The sequence below is a fragment of the Vibrio sp. A2-1 genome, assembly GCF_021728355.1.
GTDB classification, from domain to species: Bacteria; Pseudomonadota; Gammaproteobacteria; order Enterobacterales; family Vibrionaceae; genus Vibrio; species Vibrio splendidus_K.
Map to the genome: position 1 here is coordinate 559,111 of NZ_JAKKCO010000003.1, position 21,601 is coordinate 580,711.

The 21,601-nt window shown below is 45.3% G+C and carries 14 protein-coding genes; 3 read left to right on the forward strand and 11 right to left on the reverse strand.

The features are described from left to right. Positions 1-129 precede the first annotated feature (129 nt). From L3V33_RS13845 to L3V33_RS13855, 3 genes are all read right to left on the reverse strand, one after another. Positions 130-2,412: an acyl-CoA dehydrogenase gene (locus tag L3V33_RS13845; protein ID WP_004734682.1), complete on the reverse strand. Its 2,283-nt coding sequence runs from the start codon at positions 2,410-2,412 to the stop codon at positions 130-132. 55 nt (positions 2,413-2,467) lie between these two features. Next, on the reverse strand, positions 2,468-3,097 hold the full coding sequence (locus L3V33_RS13850; protein ID WP_054546579.1) for a TetR/AcrR family transcriptional regulator: 630 nt from the start codon (positions 3,095-3,097) through the stop codon (positions 2,468-2,470). A gap of 442 nt (positions 3,098-3,539) precedes the next feature. Continuing rightward, entirely contained in the window at positions 3,540-7,349 is a 3,810-nt protein-coding gene (locus L3V33_RS13855; protein ID WP_237290638.1) for a VCBS domain-containing protein, read from the reverse strand. A gap of 301 nt (positions 7,350-7,650) precedes the next feature. Between L3V33_RS13855 and L3V33_RS13860 the strand changes: the two genes are divergently transcribed. Together L3V33_RS13860 and L3V33_RS13865 are read left to right on the forward strand one after the other, a co-directional pair. Then, positions 7,651-8,958 (forward strand): TolC family outer membrane protein, encoded by a 1,308-nt coding sequence (locus L3V33_RS13860; RefSeq protein WP_237290639.1) that lies wholly within the window; start codon positions 7,651-7,653, stop codon positions 8,956-8,958. Continuing rightward, complete coding sequence (locus L3V33_RS13865; RefSeq protein ID WP_114633276.1) at positions 8,958-9,569, forward strand: OmpA family protein; 612 nt, start codon at positions 8,958-8,960, stop codon at positions 9,567-9,569. The genes L3V33_RS13860 and L3V33_RS13865 overlap by 1 nt, the downstream gene beginning before the upstream one ends. A gap of 230 nt (positions 9,570-9,799) precedes the next feature. Here the strand turns inward: L3V33_RS13865 and nhaA are convergent, their stop codons facing one another. The 5 genes from nhaA to L3V33_RS13890 form a co-directional block, all read right to left on the reverse strand. Continuing rightward, entirely contained in the window at positions 9,800-10,963 is a 1,164-nt protein-coding gene (gene nhaA / locus L3V33_RS13870) for a Na+/H+ antiporter NhaA (protein ID WP_054546583.1), read from the reverse strand. 273 nt (positions 10,964-11,236) lie between these two features. Then, positions 11,237-12,385 (reverse strand): lipocalin-like domain-containing protein, encoded by a 1,149-nt coding sequence (locus L3V33_RS13875; RefSeq protein WP_017079058.1) that lies wholly within the window; start codon positions 12,383-12,385, stop codon positions 11,237-11,239. Beyond that, positions 12,375-14,828, reverse strand: a complete 2,454-nt coding sequence (locus tag L3V33_RS13880) for an ABC transporter permease (RefSeq protein WP_065205488.1) — start codon at positions 14,826-14,828, stop codon at positions 12,375-12,377. Before L3V33_RS13880 ends, L3V33_RS13875 begins: the two co-directional genes overlap by 11 nt. Then, positions 14,809-15,480 (reverse strand): ABC transporter ATP-binding protein, encoded by a 672-nt coding sequence (locus L3V33_RS13885; RefSeq protein ID WP_004734674.1) that lies wholly within the window; start codon positions 15,478-15,480, stop codon positions 14,809-14,811. The genes L3V33_RS13880 and L3V33_RS13885 overlap by 20 nt, the downstream gene beginning before the upstream one ends. 122 nt (positions 15,481-15,602) lie before the next feature. Further along, entirely contained in the window at positions 15,603-16,976 is a 1,374-nt protein-coding gene (locus L3V33_RS13890) for an MATE family efflux transporter (RefSeq protein ID WP_146458087.1), read from the reverse strand. A gap of 96 nt (positions 16,977-17,072) precedes the next feature. Here L3V33_RS13890 and L3V33_RS13895 point away from each other — a divergent pair, with 96 nt between their 5' ends. Then, positions 17,073-18,503 carry a DUF2867 domain-containing protein gene (locus L3V33_RS13895; RefSeq protein ID WP_237290640.1) on the forward strand — a complete coding sequence of 477 codons (1,431 nt, stop codon included), beginning with the start codon at positions 17,073-17,075 and terminating at the stop codon, positions 18,501-18,503. Positions 18,504-18,791: 288 nt separating this feature from the next. On the opposite strand, the gene L3V33_RS13900 is transcribed toward L3V33_RS13895, so the two are convergent. From L3V33_RS13900 to rsuA, 3 genes are all read right to left on the reverse strand, one after another. Further along, complete coding sequence (locus tag L3V33_RS13900; RefSeq protein ID WP_004734671.1) at positions 18,792-19,451, reverse strand: DUF2913 family protein; 660 nt, start codon at positions 19,449-19,451, stop codon at positions 18,792-18,794. After that, positions 19,451-20,668 carry a Bcr/CflA family multidrug efflux MFS transporter gene (locus L3V33_RS13905; protein WP_017079054.1) on the reverse strand — a complete coding sequence of 406 codons (1,218 nt, stop codon included), beginning with the start codon at positions 20,666-20,668 and terminating at the stop codon, positions 19,451-19,453. Before L3V33_RS13905 ends, L3V33_RS13900 begins: the two co-directional genes overlap by 1 nt. 213 nt (positions 20,669-20,881) lie before the next feature. Then, positions 20,882-21,577 (reverse strand): 16S rRNA pseudouridine(516) synthase RsuA, encoded by a 696-nt coding sequence (gene rsuA / locus L3V33_RS13910; protein ID WP_004734669.1) that lies wholly within the window; start codon positions 21,575-21,577, stop codon positions 20,882-20,884. Positions 21,578-21,601 lie beyond the last annotated feature (24 nt).

The window sequence follows — 21,601 nt, forward strand, 5'->3', positions numbered from 1 at the left end:
AAATGCAAGTGGTTGGAGCACTCAACTGATATTTGCTGACTAAGTCGCCATTTGTTAACGCTTCTATTGAGACTTCTACGACAAAAACAAAAAAGGCACCTTAATAGGTGCCTTTTATCATTTCGTTATCTAAGCAACGCTATTTAGCTTAGGTTTTAACTCTTTTCGCGTCAAAGTTTCACTAAAGTCATGACTGAAGTGGTCAACTTGAATCGCTGTGTAACGTAGTTTATCAGCAGCAACAATTTGGTCGACTTCTTCTTGCGTTAGAACATCGGCAGCAAGTGCCTGAGCCAATTTGTCTGCCAGCAAGCCTTTACGAGCCACTTTGCCTTCTTTCACTGCTTTGAAGATCTTACGCTCCAGAGGCTTGATGCTGTACATCGCATTGAAAGCGTTCTCCATAAGACCAACACTATCATCCTCTTCCTTGCCGATGTAGCAAAGGTGAGTCAGACGTTCACGGTGTGCGCCCGGAGTCATCAAGCTTTCTGCTAGTTGAACTGTTAGGTTATCACTTGGTTTTTCGAAGTGGTTACCTACAGGGAAAACTAGACCTTTAAGTACTTTCCCAACCATCTTGTTCGGGAAGTTACGGTACGCTTCTTGTAGCGATTTAGCCGCGTTGTGGAAACAGTGTTGAACCGCGTAATGTACGTAGTCTAAGTCAGCTTGTTGACGACCTTCGTCTTCATACTTCTTAAGTGCAGCAGAAGCCATGTATAGGTAACTTAGACCATCACCCAAACGTGCAGAGATAAGCTCTTTACGTTTCAGTTCGCCACCTAATGTCAACATTGCGAAATCCGCACTGACTGCAAGCGCACGGCTTAAACGAGTCAAATCTTGGTAGTAAGGTTTCGTTGGGCCGCTCATGTCGGCTTTAATGAACTTAGAGCCCGTTAGTGCCGCACCAAAAGCACCGAAGGTGTTTTTAGTGGCGTGTGAGATGTGCTTGAACAACAAGCTATCAAAATCTTTTGCACCTTGCTTCTCGTCTGGGTTCGCTGCCGCTTCCATTTCGCTCAATACGTATGGGTGACAACGTGTCGCACCTTGACCGAAGATCATAAGGTTACGAGTTAGGATGTTCGCACCTTCTACTGTGATAGCAACTGGAATACCTAGGTAAGGCGCAGCCAAGTAGTTCATTGGGCCATCTTGAATTGCACGACCTGAGTGGATATCCATTGAGTCATTCAGGATAGTACGAGCCATTTCTGTCATGTGATACTTCGCGATTGCCGTTACGATACCCGGCTTCTCTTTCATATCCAGTGAAGTGGTTGTCAGTGTACGAGTCGCTTCTAATAGATACGTTAAACCACCAATACGGCCTAAGCTCTCTGCAACACCTTCAAATTTACCAATCGACATACCGAACTGCTTACGAACATAAGCGTATGCGCCAGTCGTTTTCGCAGTTAGGTGACCCATCGCCGTGCCCAGTGCTGGTAATGAGATACCACGACCTGCAGACAGACATTCCACCAGCATACGCCAGCCTTTACCTGCGTAATCTGCGCCACCGATTAGCCACTCCATAGGAATAAATACATCGTGACCGCGAGTTGGACCATTCATGAACGCAAGACCAAGAGGGTCATGACGCTCACCAATCACAACGCCTTCGTGGTCAGCTGGGATAAGCGCACAAGTGATACCAATGTCTTCTTTGTCACCCAGTAGCTTTTCTGGATCGTGCAGTTTGAAAGCCAGACCAAGTACCGTTGCCACTGGTGCTAGCGTAATGTAACGCTTGTTCCAGTTAAGTTTGATACCTAGTGTCTCTTTACCTTCGTGCATGCCCATACACACAGTGCCGACATCAGGGATACCACCCGCATCAGAACCCGCTTCAGGGCCTGTTAGTGCGAAACAAGGGATATCTGTACCGTCAGCAAGACGTGGTAGCCAGTAGTCTTTTTGATCTTGAGTACCGTAGTGAGAAAGTAGCTCACCAGGGCCAAGAGAGTTTGGAACCATTACCGAAACCGCAGTACTGATACTACGAGTTGCAATCTTGGTTACGATTGTAGAGTTGGCGTGCGCCGAAAACTCACGACCGCCGTACCCTTTCGCGATAATTAGCGAGAAGAAACGCTCTTTGCGTAAGAAGTTCCAAACTTCCTCTGGAAGGTCTCGGTCTTCTTTCACAATTTTGTGGTCGTCAAGCATAGCGAGCAAAGTTTCAAGTTCATTATCCATGAACGATTGCTCTTCTGCTGTCAGCTGAGGTTTTGGGTACTGGTGAAGCTTAGTGAAATCTGGTTTACCAGAAAACAGCTCTCCGTCCCACCACACGCTACCCGCTTCCATCGCTTCTTTCTCGGTGCTAGATAGTGGTGGTAGTACTTTTTTAAAGAGTTTAAAAGCTGGGTCACTTACCCATTTTTGTCTTAGAGAGCTCATAGTTCAGATCCTTTTGTTCACTATATTGTTTGTGAATATTTTGCTTTTTATTGTTTTATTCTTTTGCTGACATGCCAGCGGCTAAATATGGAATGAGAATATCGACCACTGCCTTAGCATCTATCTTTCTGTCATAGTCATTCTCTGCAATTTCTATCAGAGCCTGGCTAGATGCCATGGTGAATACACAAGTCCCTAGGGTGAAGTGCAATCGCCAAAATAACTGTTCTTGAGTGAGGTTCGGGTTGGCTTTCATCACTGAGCTGGTAAACAGAGTCAGTACTTCGCTGTAGCGAGTGGTAATGAACCAACGCAAGTGACCTTGCACATCCGTATAACCTCGACCGATGAGTAACATAAATCGACTCGTACCATTTGGCCTTACATCATTCAGTGCTCTTAGCGGCTGCCTTAAAGACTCAAACACATCACTCATAGAATACGTTTCGTTCAAGTTTAAGTTCACTAAAGCGTCTTGCAGTGCAGGCATAAATGCTTCTAAGTATCGATTTAATACGGCACGAACCAGAGTCTTCTTATCGCCAAAGTGGTAGTTCACTGAAGCAAGATTGACATTGGCTTTACCCGTAATGGTGCGTAAAGAGGTGTCATTAAAACCGTGCTCAGCAAATAAGCCTTCAGCCACATCTAAGATTTTGTCTTTGGTTGTACTTCTTGGTGCCATTTCAATCACTCGTATTAAACAACTGTTTGAAATATACGCTTAGTACATTTATTTAACAAGCAAGCAACATCACATTTTCACAAATTGGTCGTACCAGTTAATCGCTTTATTCACTAAGCGATTGAATCGATGCATGTTTACAAAAAAAGGAAAAATTAATGAATTTTCTTGGAACTGAAATAGAAATGGAGGGTCATAAATTAAGTAGAAAACAGAGTATTTAGAAGTTTAACAGGCCGTCAAACTTGTCTCTCCCCTGCTTTCTTAATTACTGCATTTTCCTTATTAACTCCTATACTTGTATCCGCCCAAACCGTGTTGGTTTGGGCTTTTTTTTGCTTATGATTCAGGCAATTTTTCTTCGGCTAATGCTGGGTACAAAAAAGCCCCCGAAACCGAGGGCTTTCATTACGTTAAGCCATAGAACACTTCACGATACCGACTAAGCTGCATCGTTTTTGATAAGTTCTCCCAATATTGCGAGATCACTACCAAGATCAACCGAAGCGCCCATTTCCGTAGCAATCCCTTCTACCACGATTGTTTGAACGTCGACTCCACCATTGATTGGAATAGACAAAGCGATGTCTTCGCCATCGACCGACACTTCGATCATATCAAGAAGCTCGGCCATTTGCGTTTCGTCTTGTGGATCTTCAATTAGATCATTGAGGTCAATTAAATCACCAGAGCCGTTAGTATGAAGCTCAAAGTCTTTAATGATGTCTGTACCGTTGTCGAGCGCTGAGTCTAACCAAGTAAAGATATTGTCCTCACTATCACCAATCAATAAATCATTGCCAGCAGCAGCAAACAGCGGTTCGTTACTCGCAGCACTGGTCACGTTGTATAGCTGTGGTTCTTCAGTATCAACTGTCACCGTTTCGACTGTACTTTCAGCGCCACTTGAATCTACTGCGACATAGTCAAACTGAGGATCATCGGTTACTGCCTCGTTGCCTTGGACATAACGCAGCTCCCAATTACCACCAGAAGATGAAAGCTCCATACCAACAATCGGATTACTTGGTGACGAGTAGCTGAACTCGTACAGAATCTGCTGGTTGCCTGTATCGCCTTCGTCTTTTTGGTATTGCTCGCTAGCTGTAGTCCCGTCAGCAAAGGTGTAAGTAACTTCAATATGTACACTGCTATTGGTATTGAACTCTCCTCCCATACCATCTAATCCAAAATGAACAACTTCAAGTGGGTTGTTGGTAAAGTCAATGATCAAGGTCTCCTGCATGTTCATACCTTTACCATCAGTATCACCAATCCCATAACCAACATGAGGCTGCTCACCTTGATACTGTTGTAGGGGTTTGTCATTATTGTCATCAATCGATATCGTAATGGTATTGCCGTTAGCTAAGGTGATCAGCCTTTCCGTTGGAGATACCGCCACTCCCCAGTTATAGAAGCCATCAACAAGGTCAGGCATGTCCTCAGGATCGCCACTGAAGCCCATTTCAAACAGATCTCCAGGCCCAGCAACAAAGCTAATATTGTTTGGAACAAACAGCACACCACTATCCACATCGGACTGCACTATTTCCCTGGTGTCTCCATTTTCATCGGTATAAAGAAGGGTGCCACTGGTTGGCAAGGTGTTAATGCGAACATTTAGAGGTATCTCATTGTGATCATCTTCTATATCTGAGATGTAATCAGGCATGCCACCATCTTCAGAGTCGAACAGAATTGGGATCACGGCATCGTCATCATTAACCACCACAAAGCTTGTTGCTTCAGGGGCATCGTTGACACCATTGATCGTTATTTCGATGACATGTTCAACACCATCAATTGCAGTGACCACATAGTTCTCAATAACGGTATCGTCGTCACCGAGATATTGAACGGCATCATTATCAACGACATAACTCCATGCCCCCTCGGGAGTAATCGTTAACATCCCCAAAGCAAGTGCATAAGTAGACCCAATAGGGCTAAACACACCATTAGGTTTAAAGGCCGGCATATCACTGGTATCGACATCAGTAATCGTTAAAGTACCAGAAACCGAGAGTTCGTTGGTATCAGGATTGACATTAACATCTTCCGTCACCTCACCTATGTCTGAGTCACCTTCCCCGACAGTAATTTCGGATGGATCATCGGCACCGTTGATAGTAATAGTCACTTCACTGGTGGTTCCGTCAATCGCAGTAACAGTGTAAACCTCGGTGACGAATTCATCGTCATCAAGATATTGCACATCGTCGTTGTCTACGACGTAAGTCCATTCGCCATCGTCGGTAATCGTCAACATACCCAACGCGGTATCATTGGTCGAACCTTCAGGATTAAACGTTCCGTTAGGTTGAAAAGCCGCGACATCGTTAGCATCAACATCGGTAATCGTCAGTGTTCCCGTCGCCATCAAGTCGTTGCTTTCTGGATCGACATCGACATCTTCCGTCACCTCACCCATGTCAGAGTCACCTTCACCAACGGTGATCTCGGATGGATCATCGGCACCGTTGATAGTAATAGTCACTTCACTGGTGGTTCCGTCAATCGCAGTAACAGTGTAAACCTCGGTGACGAATTCATCGTCATCAAGATATTGCACATCGTCGTTGTCTACAACATAAGTCCATTCACCATCGTCGGTAATCGTCAACATACCCAACCCGGTATCATTGGTCGAACCTTCAGGGTTAAACGCTCCGTTAGGTTGAAAAGCCGCGACATCGTTAGCATCAACATCGGTAATCATCAGTGTTCCCGTCGCCATCAAGTCGTTGCTTTCTGGATCGACATCGACATCTTCCGTCACCTCACCCATGTCAGAGTCACCTTCACCAACGGTGATCTCGGATGGATCATCGGCACCGTTGATGGTGATGGTTACTTCACTGGTGGTCCCATCAATCGCAGTAACAGTGTAAACCTCGGTGACGAATTCATCGTCATCAAGATATTGCACATCGTCGTTGTCTACGACGTAAGTCCATTCGCCATCGTCGGTAATCGTCAACATACCCAACGCGGTATCATTGGTCGAACCTTCTGGATTAAACGTACCATTTGGTTCAAAAGCAGCAACGTCGTTGTCGTCTACATCGGTGATGGTGAGCGTTCCGGAGGTTGTTAAGTTGTTGCTCTCTTGGTCAACATCCACATCCTCAGTCACTTCACCTATGTCTGAATCACCTTCGCCAACGGTTATATCAGATGGGTCATCGGCACCGTTGATAATGATGGTTACTTCGCTCGTGGTACCGTCACTGGCTGTAACGGTATAAACCTCTGTCACGAATTCATCGTCGTCTAGGTACTGCACGTCATCGTTATTGACTACGTAAGTCCAAGCGCCATCAGGTTCGATGCTCAATACGCCAAGTTGTGAGTCGTTTGTTGAACCTACGAGGTTAAACTCACCATCAGCTGAAAAGGTAGGAGTGTCGCTATCTACGTCTGTAATCACGATCTGACCAGACGTCACTAATTGGTTGGTGATGTCATCGACATCAATGTCCTCAGTCACACTGCCTGAATCATCAGTGGCTACAGCCGCATCATCAGTACCAATAATTGTGACTGTAATGACTTGCTCACCTCCATCAGAAGTTTGTACTGTGGTTGTATCTTGAATTTGCTCTCCGTCAGCAAGTTCATCATAAGGACTGTTGGCTACGAAGGTCCAAGTACCATCCTCATTGACGACAAAGGTACCGAGGTCATTGTCTCCAGCGACCTCTTTGCCAATAAAGGTAACGTCCGGGTCGTCGCTGGTTAAAGCGCCACCGGTTTCAATTGGTTCATCCTGCTCAAACTCAATAACGTTAGTTTCACCTGAAATAAGCGCAAAAGCGATGATATCAAAAAGAGCAATACTTTGAGTTTCTGACAATCCTTGAGACTCAAACCCGTCAGTTTCAAAATTCGTGGCAGCTTGAGTTTCAGCCCCAGTACGTTCAATCCTACCGCTGTTGGTCAAACTCGAGCCTTCCTCACCAGCTGCAGTGTCAAACTCATCTCCTAGTTCCGTTGGATCAAATCCTTCTTCAATAGCACGCTGAACTTGAGCGATCGCATCATCAGTATCTAGTGCATTTTGTTGGCCCTGGTTATCTACAAAACGTGCAGAAACACTTGGCACATTTTCTTCACTAGTATCAAAACTGATAATTACGTCGCTAGCCGCTGGTTGTTCGCCCGGAGACAAACGTCTAACTTGGCCTTGAGCGTCGAGCACAACACTCCCGCTAGCAAGACCTAGTATATTTAGGTTGATGTTTCCCATATCCATATTCCCACTTCTGCCCAGAACATGCCAAACGCGGATTCAATCCCACTCTGCGCTGTGGCTATTTCCTACACTAAATTTAGTAGTGCCACTATTGATAATCAACTCATTAGAAGCGTGTAAATCTGGCGATTTTCAAATTAGTCAATAGCAATAGCGACTTACATTCAAAAAAAAACCAACAAACTTCGCATTTTTTTGCAAATGTCCTAAGCTTCGTTTAATACCCTTCTCTCAATCTAACGGGAAACGTAGGTTGGGAAACGGATGAGACATTGAAAGTAGAAGGAGAGCTACTTTGAAATTGTTTAAATTATCCATCATGTGTTGCTTAGTTGCTGCACCACCACTCACCGCTCAAACTCTAGAACAGTCTGTCGCTATTACCTTGGCAACGAATCCAGAGATAAAAAGCATCTTCAACGAATATGCGAGCGTGAAAAAACGTAAAGATGCATCTGGAGGAGCGTACAAGCCGAGTATCGACCTTGATGCTGGTATTGGTTACGAAGGCATAAATCCTGCACCAAATAACGGCCCCGATACCGATCTAACAAGAAAGGAAGCGACGATTTCCCTCACGCAGTTGCTGTGGGATGGTTCCGCGACTCTATACGACATTGATCGTACCGCCGCAGAAGCCGAGTCGGTTCGTCTACAATTGATCGCAGATGCCGAAGACAAAGCGCTGGAGGTGACACAAATCTATCTAGACGCGGTGAAAGCCACTGAGGTGTTGGCACTGTCAGAAAGCAACCTTTCAATACACAAAAAAATCTATAAAGATATTAAGAAACGAGCTAATTCTGGTATAGGTTCAACAGCGGATGTGTCGCAAGTAGAAGCTAGGATTGCAAAAGCTCATGGTAACTTATTGGCTGCACAGAATAATTTGATCGATACACATACCCAATTTAGACGTGTGGTAGGTCAAGAACCCCTAGGTTTAATTTACCCAAGAGCTGATATTTCTAGAATTCCTTTGTCGTTAACGGACGCCATTGTTGATGCCTTAGACAAACACCCCGTGATCAAAATCGCGGCAGCTGATGTTGACGCTGCGCACTTCCAATACAAACAATCGAAAGGCGTGAACTACCCTACCTTCTCCATTGAAGCATCACAGTCATGGCGTGACGATGCAGGTGGCGATGAAGGCTCAAGTCAAGAAACGCTCGCGATGCTGAGAATGCGATATAACTTGTACAACGGTGGAACTGACAGTGCTAATTCTGAAGCTGCTGCTTACCAATTAAACAAGGCAAAAGATCTGAGAGATCGTGCTTATCGCCAAGTGGAAGAAGGCCTTCGCCTTTCATGGAGCGCCTTAGATCTCACGCTACAACAAAAGAACTTCCTATCTGATCATGTTGATTCAGCTTCGGAAACCGTTATCGCATATGAAAAACAATACCGAATAGGCAAACGAACTCTGCTTGACTTGCTCAACACTGAGAACGAACTATTTGAAGCCCGCAAAGATTATCTAGATGCCCATTACTCTGAACAGTACGCTAAATACCGTGTAATGAACGCAACAGGTTCTTTATTGAATGCTCTACTGGTTGATATCCCAGAAGAGTGGACAACGGCTATGGAGTATTAATGATGAAAGTAACTTACTTATTACTTCCCGTATTAACGATGACTTTATTTGCCTGTTCTAGCCAACAGGAAGAGGCTTACATCGAGACACCTGAAGCAGAACAGATTGCAGACCTGCAAGACGACGACAATGATGGTGTGGTAAACGCTCGAGACACCTGCCCAGGAACGCCTGAAGCGTCACAAGTCGACAATGACGGCTGTGGTGAAACGATTCGAGCAGAAGAAGTCAGACAGTTAAAAATACTCTTTGCTCATGACTCATTTGAAGTGAACCCAATATTTTCTGATCAAATCAGCACGATGGCTGAATTCCTTGAGACTTACAAAAGTGCGTCGATTGAAATACAAGGTTACGCGAGTAAAGTGGGTTCCAACGAATACAACTTAGATTTATCAAAAAAACGAGCGAACAATGTTCAAGATGAGTTACTGTCGAATGGTGTAGAGCCAGATCGAGTGAGAATTGTCGGTTATGGTGAAGAACGCCTAGAAAACGAGGGGGATGATGCTACTTCTCATGCACTAAACCGTAAGGTAACGGCAACCGTGGTTGGGTTAAGTGAACAAATCGTTGAAGAGTGGACCATTTTTACCACGCTAGAAAAATAACGTGACATCGTCACTAAAGCTATAAGACGGGTTATCTTACAAAGACAGCTTAACAGCAAGATCAAGAAAGCCGTGATGGGGTTGCCCATCACGGCTTTTTTGTTCTTTGTTGTCACATGAGTCAAGGGATGACTCTGTGACTCTTCTTGCTACTCAGGAGTTGACTTGTTACTCAGTGAGTAGGCTCGCTATCAAGTGAACCTACTACCGAATATAGTTTTACTTACCAATTATAGCTTTACTTCTTGTTGCTTAGTCTTCGGTAGAGAAATACTTAGCAGGCAGTAACCTAAGATAGCTGCAGTCGTTGATCCCATCAGGATACCTAATCGAGCGAGCGTATCAAAGTCTGCGTTCGTTGGACCAAATGCTAGTGATGAAATAAAGATAGACATCGTAAAGCCAATACCACACAACACAGATACCGCGAAGATGTTCATGAAATTCACACCTTCAGGAAGTTTAGCTACACCCGTTTTCACTGCGCCCCAGCTGAATAGGAAGATACCCAGCGGCTTACCAACCAATAGACCCATAGCGATACCAAGCGGTAACATGCCTGTAAGGTTTGAAATTGAGATGCCTTCAAGTGAGATACCTGCGTTTGCAAATGCGAAGATTGGCAAAATTGCAAAAGCGACGTATGGGTGCAGAGCATGTTCTAGATGTTTCAGTGGAGAACGCTCCCCTTTATTGCCTTTCAGTGGGATAGCAAAACCTATAACTACACCAGCCAATGTTGCATGAACACCAGACTTCAATACTGCGAACCACAGAATTGCACCGACAATGAGGTAAATACTTAGCTTAGTCACATGCTTGTTGTTTAGCATGAACAACACACCCGTTGCGATGAAGCCAACCGTTAGTGCAAGCGTAGATAGATCGCCTGAGTAGAACAATGCAATGATAACAACAACACCTAAGTCATCGATAATTGCTAATGCTAGTAAGAATACCTTCAAGCTTACCGGCACTCGGTTACCAAGAAGAGCCATGATACCCAATGCGAATGCGATATCTGTTGCTGCTGGAATAGCCCAGCCCTGAAGCGCTTCAGGGTTACTTGAATTGAATAGCACGTAAATAAGTGCAGGAGCTAGCATACCACCCACAGCTGCAATAGCTGGGAAGATTGCTGTCTCTTTAGACTTTAATGCGCCTTCTAAAAGTTCACGCTTAACTTCTAAGCCGATTAGAAGGAAGAAGACAGCCATTAAGCCATCGTTAATCCAGTGAGACACAGACATACCAAGAACGTAACTATGCAATACGCCTTGGTACATTTCGTTCAGTGGTGAGTTTGCTACAAACATTGCGATCGCCGCAGCGATGACTAGTATGATGCCGCCAGCAGATTCCATTTTAAAGAAGTCACGGATGACGTCGGTCATGATTTCGCCCTTATATTTATTATTTAAATAAACGAATAACAAAGAATAACCATGAGTTTATATCCAAGCGTAATCGATAGATAATCACTTCTTCGGATGTTTAACTTCGGTTTTTCCTACAAATACTAAACAATACGTCGTATATTCCATAATGTTGTTATGCACCATAAAATAAGTATAGATGAGATCACAAAGGCTGTATGCACAATTAATCAGGGGCTCACAAGAATCATGAGCACAAAAAAGGCTATCAAATGATAGCCTTAGGTGTTTTTAGTAACCAGTTAACTGCATAAAGCCTGTCGCTTCATGACTTCCGCTCGCCATAATTGGCCCTTCCCAATATGGTATGACAAATGGCAACCACATATCTCGGCGTTTAATGCGTGTCGTGAGGTTAATATTGTGCTGTGGCACGTTAATAATCCATTGGAGCGGCATTCTTCTACCATTCTGTAGCGTCGTATTCTGTAAAGGCTTGATAGAAATATCGGAGTCCGTTAACTGATACACCTTGCCCGAACGAGTGGCCAATGTTCCAAAAACATAAGGCAGTTGTTGATTATGGCGGTAACGGTTAATGCTCAACGCTGTACCATCATCGAGATTAAACACGAACCAATCCCAGCCTTGTTGACCCACTCCGAGCAAGCCACTGCCCCACTCTTTATGCACCCAAGCAGTGCCTTCTACTTCCTTGGTAACGCCGTCCAGATTCAATACACCGCTTAGGGATAAAAATGGAGCGCTGAAGTTATAAGACGCGACAGGTAATAAATCGTGCTTTTTCTGGTAACCATTATCACCGTTGAGCACATAGGGCCCTTTCGCAATGGTGTCGAGTTCAAGACCAAACGTATCCGTTTTCACTTGAAGGCGACCAGGAAATGGTGTGTTGCCAAGGGCGCGCCAGTTCCAGTTATCAATCCAAATTCTAAATGGACGACTGGTCATTCCCGCTTGGCCAATACCGCCACGCGCTAAGCGTTGCTCTTTCCAAACCTTAGAATCAGAAGAGATCACGACATTTGAGATATAGACCTGTGGGCTTTGCCACCCCGGCGTCTCGCGTTCATCAGTCGCTATTCGGAAGAAGCTCCATTGAACCGAGTACTTTTTGCCATCATCCCCTTTTAGAGAAGCAAAGTAATGCCACCACTCGTGTTGAAATTCTGGGTGGAATTGGAAGTCTCGAGGTAACGAAACGCTGCGGTCAGGTAACACAGGCTCGAATACATTAAAGTGCTCGCTTACAAGCACTGAGTTGACCTCGTTCACGCCTTTCTCGCCAACATCAACAAAGTAAGAGTAGTATGCCCAGACACCTAAAATGGTGCCAAAGAAACCTATCAATAATAGAGAGGAGACAAATCGGTGTCTGAATTTCGTTGAGCCATTTCGTTGAAGCATATTAAAGCGCATCCCTCAGTGATTTCATCGGGGTGTTCCGAATCATTCTCATCACTGGCAGAGCACCAGCTAACATCAATGCTGCCATAGCCCACGCAAATGTCTGTAAATAGTCCCAGGGAATCACTTGCAACTCGAGTGACCACCCAAAAGACTGCTTGATCACGATATCGACGATCAAACTAGCCAACGCTAAGCCGAGCGGAATCGCAATTAAGGAGGAAATAAGCCCGAACACAAACAGTTGTAAGCTACCGGTCAGAATCAGTTCTTTCGCTGAGACACCTAAACAGCGCTGTAACGAAATATGCCTTTGTCGAGACACTTCACCAGCAACCGTTGCAAAGAAGATGCCGAAGACTGCAATGACTAATGTGATGTTGCCCAATGTATCTGCAATCGCGAACGTTCTATCGAACACACGCATCGCTTGGCTGTGAATATTGTTGTTATCGAAAATACGCTCCGAGCCAAGCCTGAATACGCTTTCTAAGCGGCTTCGAAGCCCTACTGAATTCACATCATCTTTGAGTATTACGCCAAGGCCCACATTGCCCCGCCCTGCAAATCCATACAGCCAGTTTCGATGCGACATCATGACTTGATGGTAAGGGTTACCGTAATCGTAATACACACCGACAACCTGCCAACCAGAGCCAAGATTGTCATAGAGATCAATGTAGTCACCAGGGCGAATACCCAACTTGAGAGACATCGATTCGCTGATCAACACACCTTTAGAATGATGTAAGTGGTACCAGTAATTAGGAATACCTAATTTGATCGTCAGCGCTTCTAGCTCACCTTCAGAAGGCCCAGTACTGACTACTTGAATACTGCCAACTGGAGATGCAACATCTTTCTCCCAACGCCACCAAACAGAATCCACTTCAGGCTGTTCTGACAGCCAGTTACTCATACGAGCAGCACCATTGTTGGTTGGGTAGATGTAAAGGTCTGCCGCCAAGCGCTGTGTTAACCATTTATCTGTGGTATCTCTAAAGCTACCGACCATGGTTTCTACACCAATATTCGCGGTTAGCGCCAACATAAACGCCATTGTCGCCACACCACGGTAACTCATGCTTGAAGCGGCATCCGCGAAGAACCAACGAGCACGAACCCAGCGTAATGAATAAGACAGGCTGTTAAATAACTTCCACATCAAGAACGGCGTAAAAAGAGCCACACTAACAAGCATCAGCGCGATAATCGCAAAACCCGTTTCTTGAGTCTGAGGCGCTTGATACACAGCGACAGCTGCAACCAAGAAACCACAACCAATCAAAGCCTGCCAAGTGAATTCAGTACCAGCAAAGCGCATCAAAGATAAACGAGAGGTCAAACGAATCGGTTGTGAACGAAGCAGACGAACCAATGGCCAAGCACACGCTAGGAATGCACCAAGCAATGCCATTAATAAGCTGTAACCGCTCCATCGCCAATTCCAGTCGATAGTTAATCCAACGTTGGCGTCATATAAGTCACCTAAACTTGAAGATACCGCTGGTAACAGTTGGTTTGCCAACATGACACCGAATACATTGCCGCAGATCCAGCTCAATACCACCAATAACAGTAATTCTAAACAAAGCGCTTTAGCCAGTTGCCAACCCGACACACCCGTCTGCCTTAAGATTCCAACTAACGGTTGTCGCTGAATAAACGACAGCGACATCGCTTGATAGAAAATGAATAAGCCAACCACAAACGACAGCATACCCATCGCTTTTAGATTTAAGTGAAACGCGCTGGTCAGCGACTCAAGCTCAGCTTTAGAGCTACGAGAGATCGTCAAACCATTAGGCAGCATGTTTTTAAGACGCTCAAACTTCTCAGGCGACATATCTGAACACGCAATCACAGACAACCCAGCACTGCGTTTGAGCATTCTGAGCAAAGAGATATCTGCAATCAGCCTTGTACCATCAATCAGGTTTTTTTGATCAACAGCGATAGGACCAAGCTCAGAGCCATCCATGAGAGGAATGTAGTCCCCGTTATTCCATTCCATGTGTTCTGCGAGATCATCACTCACAAGGATTGGGTATGGCGGCTTCATGAGGTTTAAGGTAGTGAGATCTTTTAACGCAACACCCGGCTGAAGCTGAAGCATAGACACAGGGTCGATGCCAATAAGCATAAAGTTCGCGCCATTTTCATCAGTGATACGATGGTGGTCAAAAGGAGAACACTGTTGAAAGCCTTCACGGCGAAGCTGGATATAAAAACCTTGCGGGATTTTATTGGCGTTGTGTTTTGGTCGAATACGATAAGGAAGAGGATTCGAAAAGAGTTTTTCGCCATGCGCATAGCTTTGCTTGGCGTGTTGGTTGATAGCAGTAACACCAACCAAAAGTGATACGCCAAGGGTTAAACCAAGCCATACCAAAATAATCTGAAGTGGGTAGCGTCGATAGTGACCGAGTAGTGCCTTAACTACGGGCCATAACATGCAGTTGCCCTCCTTGTAGGCGGATTCTGCCGTCCATGTGCTGTGCTACTTTTTCACTGTGTGTCACCAACAACAAAGTGCATTCTAATTGGCGAGCCAAAGAGGTCAGCAAACGCATTACCGCTTCTGCATTACGCTCATCTAAACTTCCCGTCGGTTCATCGGCTAACAGAATTTTAGGTTCCATGTACAGAGCACGAGCAATCGCTGCGCGTTGTTGTTGACCACCAGACGCTTCTTCAGGGTAACGTCCAAGTAAAGGCATAAGGTCTAAAGCAGAAAGAATCTGTCTCCAGAGGCCTTTGTCTTCAGGCAAGCCTTTTAACTGGCGACAAAAACGAATATTGTCAGCAATATTAAGCGTTGGAAGTAGGTTGAATTGCTGGAAGATGTGACCAATATTATTTCGGCGATATGCGGTGCGATTACGTTCTGTCGAATCGTGCATATTGAAGTTTGGGAAAGCAATTTCGCCAGAGTCTACTAGGTCTAAACCCGCGATAAGATTCAGTAATGTACTTTTACCTGAGCCACTTTCGCCCATTAGTGCAAGCTGGTCACCTTGGTTTAATGTTAGTTCAGCACCTTGCAAAACAGGGTGAAATTCCCCCCCGTCGACATAGCCTTTACATAGGTCTGACAGCTTTAACATTAAACAGCTCACATTAGTTAGAATTTGGAAGGAGAATCTACACTAATTCCCTGTTAGGAGGAAGTATTTTGAAAGATAGATCACACACCAACGATAAAGTGATGTGATCGATGCGCCCTACTTCAACTTCCTATCAAGTTTTTGATCCATTTTCTTGTTTTCATGCGATAGAGCGACCCACCCCACTTAATCACTTCTTCGGTGAGGAAAAGCAGATACACCCACTCAGGTGGAAACTTTAAATAGATAGCCGCAATCGCAGCCAGTGGAATACCAATCACCCACTGAGCAATCAAATCTTGATAGAGACAGAACTTCACATCACCACCCGCTCTCAACACACCAACGATCACAGTCAACGGTACCGAGCGAATAATAATACCCACGCTGAGAATTAGAATGAATTTCTCTGAGAGGGCTCTGGTCTCTTCAGTCAACGCACTGAACGCATTCAATATTGGCATTTGGACGAAATAGAGAAAAATCGCCACAACAATACTGGTTAAGAAACACAGAATCGTTAAGCCTAATGCTTGATAATAAACCGCTTCATTGTTCTTCGCGCCAAGTTGGTTACCCACCAAAACAGCTGCTGCATTAGATAGACCAATCAATAAACTCAATGAGATAGATTCAACCGGCGTCATGACTGAAAGCGCTGCCAAACCTTGAACACCCGATTGTCCCATGATCGCGTGGTAAGCAAACAAGCCACCCGCCCACGCTAAGAAATTAAACGTGGTTGGCAAAGACAACTTCAAGAAGCGAACGACTTTCTCAACGGTTGCAGCCGCTTTGATATCACAAAGTTTAAAAGCTAATAAGTGTTTAGAGAAATAGAGGTAGCCATATAAGGTCGCCACTTCAATGGCACCGCTCGATACCGTGGCAATCGCTGCGCCTTTAATTCCAAGCGATGGAAAGCCTAAGTTACCGAAGATCAGCACCCAGTTTAAGAACACATTAGACAGAATGCCGATACCGCTGAAGAAAGTGCTTAACCCAGGTTTGTGCATCGCTCTTAAACCTACCGCCATACTGCTGACGCACGACACCGCCAGCATACTGAATGAGGTGATGACGATGTATTCAACGCCGAGGCTGATGACTTCTTGAGAGTCGGTCGTCACACCCATGATTTGCGCAGGGAAAGAAACAAAGAAAACAATGGTCAGCAACGCAAACAGGGTCGAAACCAGCCACGTCAGTGCGGTACTTTCTCTGACACCTTGTTTGTTACCCGCGCCCCAATATTGAGCCGTTAGCAAAGCGCCACCCGTAGTGACACCCACCAGCATAATGGTCGTCACAAACATTGCACGGCTCGCAACCCCCACCGCCGCAATGTCTGCTTCCCCAAGCTGACCCAACATCAACACATCGACTAAGCCTCGGCTTGAAAACATAATGCTCTGCAAAGCAATAGGCAAAGCAATCGCAATAAGCCTACGAACAAAATCACCTCGAGTGTGATGAATAATTGAAGAGAGCAACATAGAGATACCTAAACGGAACGTATTGATGGATAAAGATAAATATCGCGCTATTATATCAATGTTCGGTTTTTAACCACAGATATAAATGGAGTAACAATGAAGAAAGTACTGGTTTTAGGCGCTTCTGGATATGTTGGTTCGCAGCTCCTCCCTCTCCTGCTTGAGCAAGGCTATCAAGTCACTGCTGCAGCAAGGCATATCGACTATTTAAAGGCACGAACCGAACCTCATGACCACTTGTCACTAGAGTATCTTGATCTTGCAGATCAAGCCGCAACACAAGCATTAGTCCCCGACTTTGATCTTGTCTTCTTTCTCGTACATGGGATGGCAGAAGGCCACGACTTTATTGATTATGAACTGAATTTGGCACGTAACTTTGTTTCAGCTCTTGGGCCAAAGAATCAACACGTCATCTACCTGAGTTCGCTTCAACCGCAAACGGGTGATTCAGAACACCTTCAAGCGAGAAAGAAAACCGGAGAACTGCTTCGTAAAGGACCAGTCCCCATCACTGAACTGCAAGCAGGCGTGATCATTGGTCCAGGCTCTGCAGCGTTCGAGATCATGCGAGACTTCGTGTACAACTTGCCTATCATGATTGCGCCCAAATGGGTCGACTCTAAAGCCAACCCTATTGCCTTGCAGAACCTGAATCACTATCTGCTAAAACTCGCACAGGACACGCCTAGCGAAAGCCAAACCTTCGAAGTTGGCGGGCCAGACATTGTCTCTTATCGAAATCAATTTGCTCACATTGCCAAAACAGCCGATCGCCCACTCAGGCTTTGGGCGACGTCACTCCTCACGCCCTCAATTGCGTCATATTGGCTAGGTGTTGTGACTTCTGTTCCGTCCAACATAGGCAGAGCGCTTCTTGCGGGCTTAAAGCATGACTTTATTGCCAGTTCGACCATCATTAGAGAAAAGTACCCTCAGAAGCTTATCTCGTTCGAAAATATGGTTGAGCAAGCGATTCACGCTGAAGGCAACTTCGTGAAAAGTAATGTTTGGGGCTTTGATAAGACCGCCTTCAAACGCTGGCAAGCTGGGTACGGCTATTATCCTAAGAAAACTGGCGCAAGTATTACCTCAAGCGCATCTTTAGAATCCCTTTGGCAGGTCGCTCAGCAAATAGGAAGCCCGAAGCAAGGTTACTTCTTTGCTAATGCTCTATGGCGCACACGCGAATGGTTAGATCTTCTCTTTGGCGGTGGTGTACCGGTTCGACAAATGCCTGAAGGACCGACCCTAAAAGTCGGTGACAAGATAGACTCTTGGAAGGTTATTCGCTGTGAAGAGAATCAGTTTTTATCCCTGCTTTTCGGTATGAAAGGCCCGGGGTTGGGGCGACTCGAGATTACCGTCTCTGACCACGGTGATTCACGTGAACTGAACATATCAGCTTGGTGGCATCCAAAAGGCTTTCTAGGGTTACTGTATTGGTTTGCGATGATGCCAGCCCACCTGTTTATCTTTAAAGGCATGGTTAAAGCGATTGAGAAGCAGGCTAAAGAACAGATGTAGATTCGAGTGTCGAGATGCGAAAAGATTAAAAGCAGATACGGGATTCGAGTAGCGGGATGCCAAAAGACTAAAAGCTGATACGGGATTCGAGTGGCGGGATGCGGAAAGACTAAAAGCAGATACGGGATTCGAGTGGCGGGATGCGAAAAGACTAAAAGCAGATACGGGATTCGAGTGGCGGGATGCGAAAAGACTTAACAGCAAATTTGCGACACGCGCTATGAGAGGCAAAAAAAGAGCGGATAATTCCGCTCTTCGTATCTCTCATCTCGTATCCAGAATCCGCTACTAGCCAATAACGCTAATTGGGATCTCTGCAAGTTGGTTGCCTTGGTTAGCAGGGTAAACAATGTATTCACCGTGATACTTCACCGCAGACTTGTAGTCCGTTACTTTGTGAAGCATGAAACCCGCTTCCATCGCCGCTTGAATGAACTCGGCGTGGTTACCACGAACAAACCAGTTCATTGGCTTAACCATCAACTCACCGTCGAAAGAGTCGTCGCACTGTTTGCCACACAAAGCAAAAGAGTGCTCACCATCGGTGAAGAATTGAATCTTACCGCCAGTCGTTAGCTCATCTTCACTCGATACGCTCCAACCCATCTCGTACATTTTGTCCATGAACGCTTCAACATCGCTGTCTTTAAGCGCTTTAGGATCTTCGCCTTCAGGGAAAAAACGCCCGTAAAACGCAGAAATACGTTTAAAGGTAAAAGTTAAATCAGAGTTATTGCCTTTTGAGCGACCCTGTTTCTGCCAACGAACCAAGTCAGGCACAATCACGCGATCATAGGCTTGAGATTTAATCGCCTTTGTTACCCATCGAACAAGGTAAAGGTTGTTCGCGATAGGTGCATCAATGGCCTTGCCAGACTTATGTAGAGCGTATAGCTCGCCTAGCGCATCATTCACTAACTTCTGAATTTCAATATAGTATTTTGACATTATGCCTTCTTTCCTAATGTCCAATATAGTAATGCTGACATTACTGCACATGCAGCCATTACCATAGCCATAGACCCAGCACTGTCACTTGGCAGCATCGCAACGATAGCCCCAACGACAGAACCAGTACCAAATCTTAATGTTCCCGCAAGCGATGAAGCCGTGCCTGCCATGTTTGGATAACCACTGAGCAATAGACCCATAGAGTTACTGCCAATAGTAGAGATGGTGCCAATAAATAGCATCACAAACGGCACAATTCCCCAAAGCCCGAGATCCAACGCCCAACCGACAAGTAAACCCACGCCAGCCAGTAATTGGATGACCAGCGCTGCCCTCAACATTGTATGAGAACCGACCTTCTTAACGATTCGACCATTGATTGTCGTCATCAGAATCATCGCAACAATGTTCAGACCAAATAGGTAACCAAACAGGTCAGGACGTACGCCATAGACATCAATGTAGACAAAAGAGCCTGCAGTTAAGAATGCAAACATCCCAGAGAACGAGAACGCACCCGAGAAAATCAGGCCCATAGCGGTTGGGTTTTTACATAAACGAGCGTAATTACGAATCGTGGTTTTAAAGCGCAATGGTTGACGATTATCGACAGGCAATGTCTCAGGAATTTTGATTATCACCGCGAGAATGACAATCACCGCAAAAATAGCCAATACCCAAAAGATTGAACGCCAACCGAACCACAATGCTAAGTAACCACCAATCATCGGCGCGATAAGTGGTGCAACCGTCATCACTAAGGTAACGAACGACATGGTCCGTGCGAAATCTTCACGGTCGAACATATCACGCACAACCGCTTGGATAATAACCGCTGCCGCAGCACCTGCAAAACCTTGAGCCGTACGAACTAACGTTAACGCTTCAATGCCATGAGTCGTCGCACTCACAACAGACGCGACCGCAAAAAAGAATACACCAATCAGTAGAACAGGCTTGCGACCATAACTGTCGGCTAACGGACCATGTAACAACTGACCTAATGCAAAACCTGCGGTGTACGCTGTGAGTGTGATTTGAACTTCACCCGCTGTAACGCCTAGATCTTTGGCGATCGTTGGCATAGCAGGCAGATACATATCGATGGCGAGTGGTGTCAGTGCACCAATCGCACCCAGAACCAAAAATAGCATCCAACCTAACTGAGGAGTTTGTGGTTGTGAGCTTGGGGTCTGTTGGGTAGACGTTTGCATAACTCTCCGACTAAGTACTAAGTTCTATGTGAGCACGAGCATGCACGCACAATATACGAATATACACATAGCAATATACGAATACGCACAGTGATACACGAATATGCGCACACATACATGAACATATAGTAATAATGGCTGAAACTGTCCTAGTACCAGTCAAAATAATCAGCCGACGCTATCCTTGGTCGGCCACATCTAAGGCAGAAAAGATTACTTCCAGATAGAGTCGACTTCTTCTTGTGTGAGGTAACGGTATTCACCCAACTCCAAAGATTCATCCATCTCGATTTCACCGATACGTTCACGGTGTAACCCTTCAACTTTATTACCAAGTGCCGCAAACATACGTTTTACTTGGTGGTATTTGCCTTCGTGAATCGTTAATAATACTTCACGCTCAGCACGAACTTCTAGGTGTGCTGGAAGTGTTAGGCCATCTTCGCTCTTAAGCTGGATGCCCTCTTTGAATTTTTCAACGTAATCGTCTTCAACAGGTTCAACCAACCACACACGGTACGTCTTCTCGCACTTGTGCTTTGGTGATGTGATGCGGTGAGACCACTTACCATCATCGGTAATCAACACAAGACCCGTCGTATCAATATCTAGACGACCAGCAAAGTGCAGCTTGTCCATTTTGATTTCATCGAGTAATTCAAAGGCGATACGATTTGCGCCATCTTCATGCGAACAAACAAAGCCTTCTGGCTTATAAAGCATGATGTAACGTGGGCCGTGAACATTCAGTTCATTGCCTTGCCATTCCACAACGCACTCTTCAGTTACCTTGAGTGAACCGCTTTTTTGAATGACATCATTTACTGTCACTGCCTTGGATTTTAATAAGTGTGTTGCTTCTCTTCGAGTGACGCCTAATGCATCGCACAGAAATTTATCTAAACGCATGAATACCTCAACTAATCTAAGTCG